This is a genomic window from Saccharomonospora saliphila YIM 90502, from assembly GCF_000383795.1.
GTDB classification, from domain to species: Bacteria; Actinomycetota; Actinomycetes; order Mycobacteriales; family Pseudonocardiaceae; genus Saccharomonospora; species Saccharomonospora saliphila.
In genome coordinates, this window is record NZ_KB912717.1 from 1,816 (window position 1) to 6,977 (window position 5,162).

Genomic DNA, 5,162 nt, shown 5'->3' on the forward strand with positions numbered 1-5,162 from the left:
TCGGCGCCATCCTGGCGCTCGCCCACGACGACGAGCCGGGTGGCGCGATGTCGGCCTCGGCGGCCACCCGTCGCGCCGAGGCCCTGCGCCCGCTGGACGCCGCGGTGCGCCGTGCCCGCTGCGCGGCCGTCAACGAAGCCGTGCGCACCCTTTCCCGAGCCTCGGAACCCTCCTGACCCCGCCACCTCGCGCGCGAGTCGCCCTTTCCCGTTCGCGAGTTGCCCTTCACGGTCGGCGAGTTGCCCTTTCGGCCCGAGCGCGCGGCGGGCCCCGGCTCACCCGTGCTCGCTCCGCAGGGGCACCCGGAAACCGCGCTCCGTCGGCGCGGTCTGCGTGGATCAGGGTTCCGAGTCCGGGATGCCGACGTCGCGGGCGTACTCGACGTCGAGCACCCCCGGCACGCGCCGCAGCGCGGAGACCGCACCCGGCTCGGCGGCTCCGGTCACGGTGCCGAGTGAGGACTGCACCTCGTCGACCACCAGCCCTTCCGCCCGCAACGCGGCCACGACCTCACCCGGGTCACGGTCCTCGGCGATCGAGACGATCACCCGCCGCGGGCCGGACCGGTGGGTCACGGTGCCTGCGCCAGCCCGGAGCCCACGTCGGTGGACGGCAGCGGCAGGCGCAGAGCGGACTGGCCCAGCCGCGCCCACAGCTCCCACGCGCGTGCCCCGTGCTGCTGGGCGATCAGCGCGGCCACGCCCGCGACGTGTGGAGTGGCCATGCTGGTGCCGTCGAGGCGCCGGTAGCGCGTGGGCAGTGGCCAGCTCGAGTACACGTCCACGCCCGGACCGACGAGATCCACGGACGCGTTCGGGTCCACCGAGCCGCACGAGAAGTCCGCGACGCGGTGGTGCACGTCGAGCGCCCCGACCGCCATGATCGACGGGCAATTGGCCGGGTGCGACACCGGCGCGATGTGGCCCGCCGCCCGGGCGCTCTCGTTGCCCGCCGCGGCGACCACCAGCGTGCCCTGCCGCAACGCGCGGCGTGCGACCGTCTCGAAGACCCGGGAGTGCGGGTCTCCGGGCCGGGTGGCCGCGCCCAGCGACATCGACACCACGGCGCACTGGTTGCTGACCGCCCAGGCGATTCCGGACAGGATGCCGCCGTCGGTTCCGGAGCCGGAGTCGGACAGCACCTTGCCCGCGTAGATCTCGGCCTCGTGGGCCACCCCGTAGCCGGGGCCCGTTCCCGGGTCGCGCGGGCCGCACGCCGTCCCGACGCAGTGCGTGCCGTGTCCGTGCCCGTCGTCGGCGTTCTCACCCTCGACGAACGAGCGCGCCTCGACGGTGCGGTTCGCCAGGTCGGGGTGGTCGCGGGCCAGGCCGGTGTCGAGAACCGCGACCCGGACGCCCGCTCCGGTCGCCGTGCTCGCGGGCACCCCGACCGCCTGCAATCCCCAGGTCAGAGCGCTCTCATCGACCGCCTCGCGGCTTTCCTCCGGCTCGACGGTGGGCACGGCATAGGTGTGCACCACCCGTTCGGCCTCGACCCGGGCCAGCGGCCCGCGCTCGGCCGTGGCGCGGGTGAGGGCGTCGGCCTGGTCGCGGGCGGCCGAGACCACGGCGACGCCGAGTTCGTGCAACACCAGCCCGTCCGCTCCGCCGAGCGCCTCCGCCGCCCCCGCGCCGCTGAGGTCGGCCGTGCTGGCGGCACGCAGGCCGGCCACCCGCTCCATCGTGTGCAGTCCGGCCGCCGACTGGTCCTCTTCGAGCAGGACGAGATAGCGGCCGGTCACCCCGCTGTCCGTCGTGGTCATGACGCACCCTCCCCGGTCGCCGGACGTGACACTGACACCGGGAGAGTCTCCCGAGCTCCCGTGAGTGTGACACACACCACATGATCACCACGAGCGGTATGTGGTCCTTCACCGCGGTGCCACACCGCTGTCGCTGTCGCGGAACCAGCCGGAGCGGGCCGCCGTCACCCGGTGTGGCGCGGGGTGGGCACCAGGCGCACGCCGTGTGCGGGAACGAGGGTGATGTTGCGTGCCTTCGTGCCCTCGGCGCGCCGCCGTCCCGGGGTGAGGTGGTGGTGGGAGAGCACGGCCCGCAGCACGATCGTCGACTCCAGCAGGGAGAAGCCCGCGCCCAGGCAGCGCCGCGCACCGCCACCGAACGGGAACCACGTGCCGGTGGCCGGACCGGAGTCGAGGAATCGCTCCGGCGAGAACCGCGTGGGGTCCGGGTGGTGGCCGGCGTCGGCGTGCACGAGCGCGATCGAGGGCATCACCGTGTGCCCGGCCGGGATCCGGTAGCCGCCGATCTCGATGTCCCGGGTGACCCGCCGTGCCACCTCCGCGACGACCGGGTGCAGCCGCAGCGACTCCTTGGCCACCGCCTCCAGGTAGGTCTCGTCGCTCTCGTCGGCCGCGCGCCTCGCCCGGGCCAGGCGCGCGGGATCGGCCGCCAGCTCATGCAGGGCCCAGGCCAGTGCCGTCGCGGTCGTCTCGTGCCCGGCCAGCAGGAGCGTGACCAGCTGGTCGCGCAGCTCGGCGTCGCTCAACGGCTCGGCCTCGCCGTCCGCGGCGGCCGTGCGGGAGGCGGTCAGTAGCCGGGAGAGCACATCCCCCCGGTCGGCCACATCGGCGGCGGCGCGCCGCTCGGCGATCTCGGCGTAGAGCAGTTCGTCCACCCGGCGCGCCTGCCGGGTGTAGCGCCGCCACGGGCCGATGCGCTGGAGTGTGCGGTTGTACCAGCCGATCATGTCCAGTGGCCCGACGTCGACCACGCGCCGCAGCAGTGTGCGCAGCTCGTCCAGGCGCGCGCCCTCGGCCACGCCGAACACGACGCGCAGGATGATCTCCAGTGTCAGCGCCTGCATCCGCTCGTGCGCGCGGATCGGGCGTGACGCGGGCCAGCGGCGCACCTCCCGTTCGGCGAGGTCGGTCATCATCTCGCGGTACCCGCGCAGGGCCGCGCCGTTGAACGCGGGCATGAGCAGCCTGCGGGTCCTGCGGTGCTCGTTCTCGTCGGTGAGCAGCACCGAGTGCGGGCCCATGAGGGGTTTGAGGATGGCGTTGCCCTCGCCCGCGTGCATCAGGGCCGGCGAACCGCCGAACACGGCACGGATGTGCTCGAGGTCGGCCAGTTGGACCACCGAGCGGTTCGGGTAGATCCGCAGCCGCACCACGTCGCCGTACCGGGCGCGCAGCCTCGGCAGCCAGCGGTGGCGGAACGAGCCGAACAGCAGGGTCTGCACCGCCGTCGGGAGCCGGGGCCCCGGCGGTCGCCGCGTGGCGGTGATGTCGTCGAAGCGGACACCGCCAGGGCCGGGAGCGCCGGAGGGGCCTGCCTGGTCGGTCGAGTCTGTGGTCCCGGTCGCCATGAACCTGAGTTATACGCGCGTCTAAACGGTGTGTCCAGGCGCACACCGGTCTCCGGTAGGCTCAGCGGTGTGAGCCACAGGGACGACCTGCTCGCGGCCGCGCGGACACTGCTGGAGCGCAAGGGCTACGCGCACATCACCACCCGCGACCTCGTCGCCGAGTCGGGCACCAACCTCGGCTCGATCGCCTACCACTTCGGCTCCAAGGCCGGTCTGCTCAACGAGGCCATCGGGGCCGCGTTCGAGGAGTGGACCGAGCAGCTCGCGCGGATCGCGATGGCCGACCCGGACGCGGGCCTCGCCGAACGCGGCCTGTCGGCCTGGGACGCGATGCTCGACGACCTCACCACCCGGCGCGCCGTGCTCGTGGCCTACCTCGACGCGCTGGCCCAGGCCGAGCGCACCCCCGAGCTGCGCGACCAGTTCGCGGGCCAGTACCGCCGGTGCCGGGCCCGCGTCGCCGCCCTCGTCGCGGAATCGCTGGCCGACGGCACACGCCCCGAGGACCCACGCGCCCGGACCCTGGCCGCCTTCGTCATCGCCGTGTGCGACGGGCTGTCGGTGCAGTGGCTGCTCGACCCGGACGGGGCCCCCACCTCGGCCGAGCTGGCCGACGGGCTGGCGGTGCTGTGGGCGTCGGCCCCGTCACCGAGAGGACAGTCCGCCGACGTTTCCACATAGGGTTGGGACCATGCAGACTTGGTCCTCGGTCGCCGTGCCCCGTGTTCCCGGACGTTCCCGCCCGCTGCGGCTGTACGACACGGCCACCGGACAGTCCCGGCCCACCGCGCCGGGCCGGGTGGCGCGGATGTATGTCTGCGGCATCACCCCCTACGACGCCACCCACCTCGGCCACGCCGCCACCTACCTGGCCTTCGACCTGGTCTACCGGCAGTGGCTCGACGCCGGGCACGAGGTGCACTACGTGCAGAACGTCACCGATATCGACGACCCGCTACTGGAGCGCGCCGACCGCGACCAGGACGACTGGGTGGTGCTGGGCCTGCGTGAGACCGCCCTGTTCCGCGAGGACATGGAGGCCCTGCGCGTGCTGCCGCCGCGCGACTTCGTCGGGGCGGTGGAGACGGTTCCCGAGATCGTCGAGGTCGTGGCGAAGCTGCTGGCCGACGGCGCCGCCTACCGCGTCGACGACCCGGAATACCCGGACATCTACTTCGACCGCTCCTACACCGGCCGGTTCGGTTACGAGTCCCGCTACGACGAGGACCGCATGGCCGCCGTGTTCCCCGACCGGGGTGGCGACCCCGACCGGCCCGGCAAGCGCGACCCGCTCGACGCGCTGCTGTGGCGGGCCGCCCGGCCCGGCGAACCGGCATGGGAGTCCGAACTCGGCTTCGGCAGGCCCGGCTGGCACATCGAGTGCAGCGCCATCGCCGTGAACCGGCTCGGCATCGGCTTCGACGTCCAGGGCGGCGGCTCCGACCTGGCCTTCCCGCACCACGAGTTCAGCGCCGCGCACGCCGAGGCCCTGCTGGGCGAGCACCCGTTCGCCCGGCACTACGTGCACGCCGGGATGATCGGCCTCGACGGCGAGAAGATGTCGAAGTCCAAGGGCAATCTCGTGTTCGTCTCCCGGCTGCGCGCCGATGACGTCGACCCCTCCGCCGTCCGGCTCGCCCTGTTCTCCGGCCACTACCGCGACGACCGCTCCTACAGCGCCGATCTGCTCGCCGACGCGAACGCGCGCCTGGCACGGTGGCGGGAAGCGGCGGCCCTGCCCTCCGGTCCGGACGCCGAGGCCACCATCGCCCGGCTGCGCGACCACCTCGCCGACGACCTCGACACGCCCCGCGCCCTCGCCGCCGTGGACG

At 73.8% G+C, this 5,162-nt stretch carries 5 protein-coding genes; 2 read left to right on the top strand and 3 right to left on the bottom strand.

Annotation, left to right across the window (positions count from 1 at the left end):
• Positions 1-338 precede the first annotated feature (338 nt).
• The 3 genes from SACSA_RS23685 to SACSA_RS0118380 all read right to left on the bottom strand — a co-directional run bounded on the left by SACSA_RS23685 (position 339) and on the right by SACSA_RS0118380 (position 3,330).
• Entirely contained in the window at positions 339-575 is a 237-nt protein-coding gene (locus SACSA_RS23685; RefSeq protein WP_019819192.1) for a hypothetical protein, read from the bottom strand.
• The gene (locus SACSA_RS0118375; RefSeq protein ID WP_019819193.1) at positions 572-1,762 is read right to left on the bottom strand and encodes a S8 family peptidase; all 1,191 of its coding nucleotides are present in this window, start codon (positions 1,760-1,762) and stop codon (positions 572-574) included. Before SACSA_RS0118375 ends, SACSA_RS23685 begins: the two co-directional genes overlap by 4 nt.
• Before the next feature lie 164 nt (positions 1,763-1,926).
• Entirely contained in the window at positions 1,927-3,330 is a 1,404-nt protein-coding gene (locus SACSA_RS0118380) for a cytochrome P450 (RefSeq protein ID WP_019819194.1), read from the bottom strand.
• A 69-nt stretch (positions 3,331-3,399) separates the two neighbouring features.
• On the opposite strand from SACSA_RS0118380, the gene SACSA_RS23690 reads away from it, so the two are divergent.
• Entirely contained in the window at positions 3,400-4,011 is a 612-nt protein-coding gene (locus SACSA_RS23690) for a TetR/AcrR family transcriptional regulator (protein WP_019819195.1), read from the top strand.
• A gap of 10 nt (positions 4,012-4,021) precedes the next feature.
• Positions 4,022-5,162: cysteine--1-D-myo-inosityl 2-amino-2-deoxy-alpha-D-glucopyranoside ligase (mshC, locus tag SACSA_RS23695; protein ID WP_019819196.1), on the top strand; the 1,141-nt coding region annotated here is incomplete at its 3' end.

What these genes read in the sequence shown, in the direction of transcription:
- SACSA_RS0118380 (WP_019819194.1), bottom strand. Translation starts at nt 3,330, where the DNA reads ATGGCGACCGGGACCACAGACTCGACCGACCAGGCAGGCCCCTCCGGC.
- SACSA_RS0118375 (WP_019819193.1), bottom strand. Translation starts at nt 1,762, where the DNA reads ATGACCACGACGGACAGCGGGGTGACCGGCCGCTATCTCGTCCTGCTC.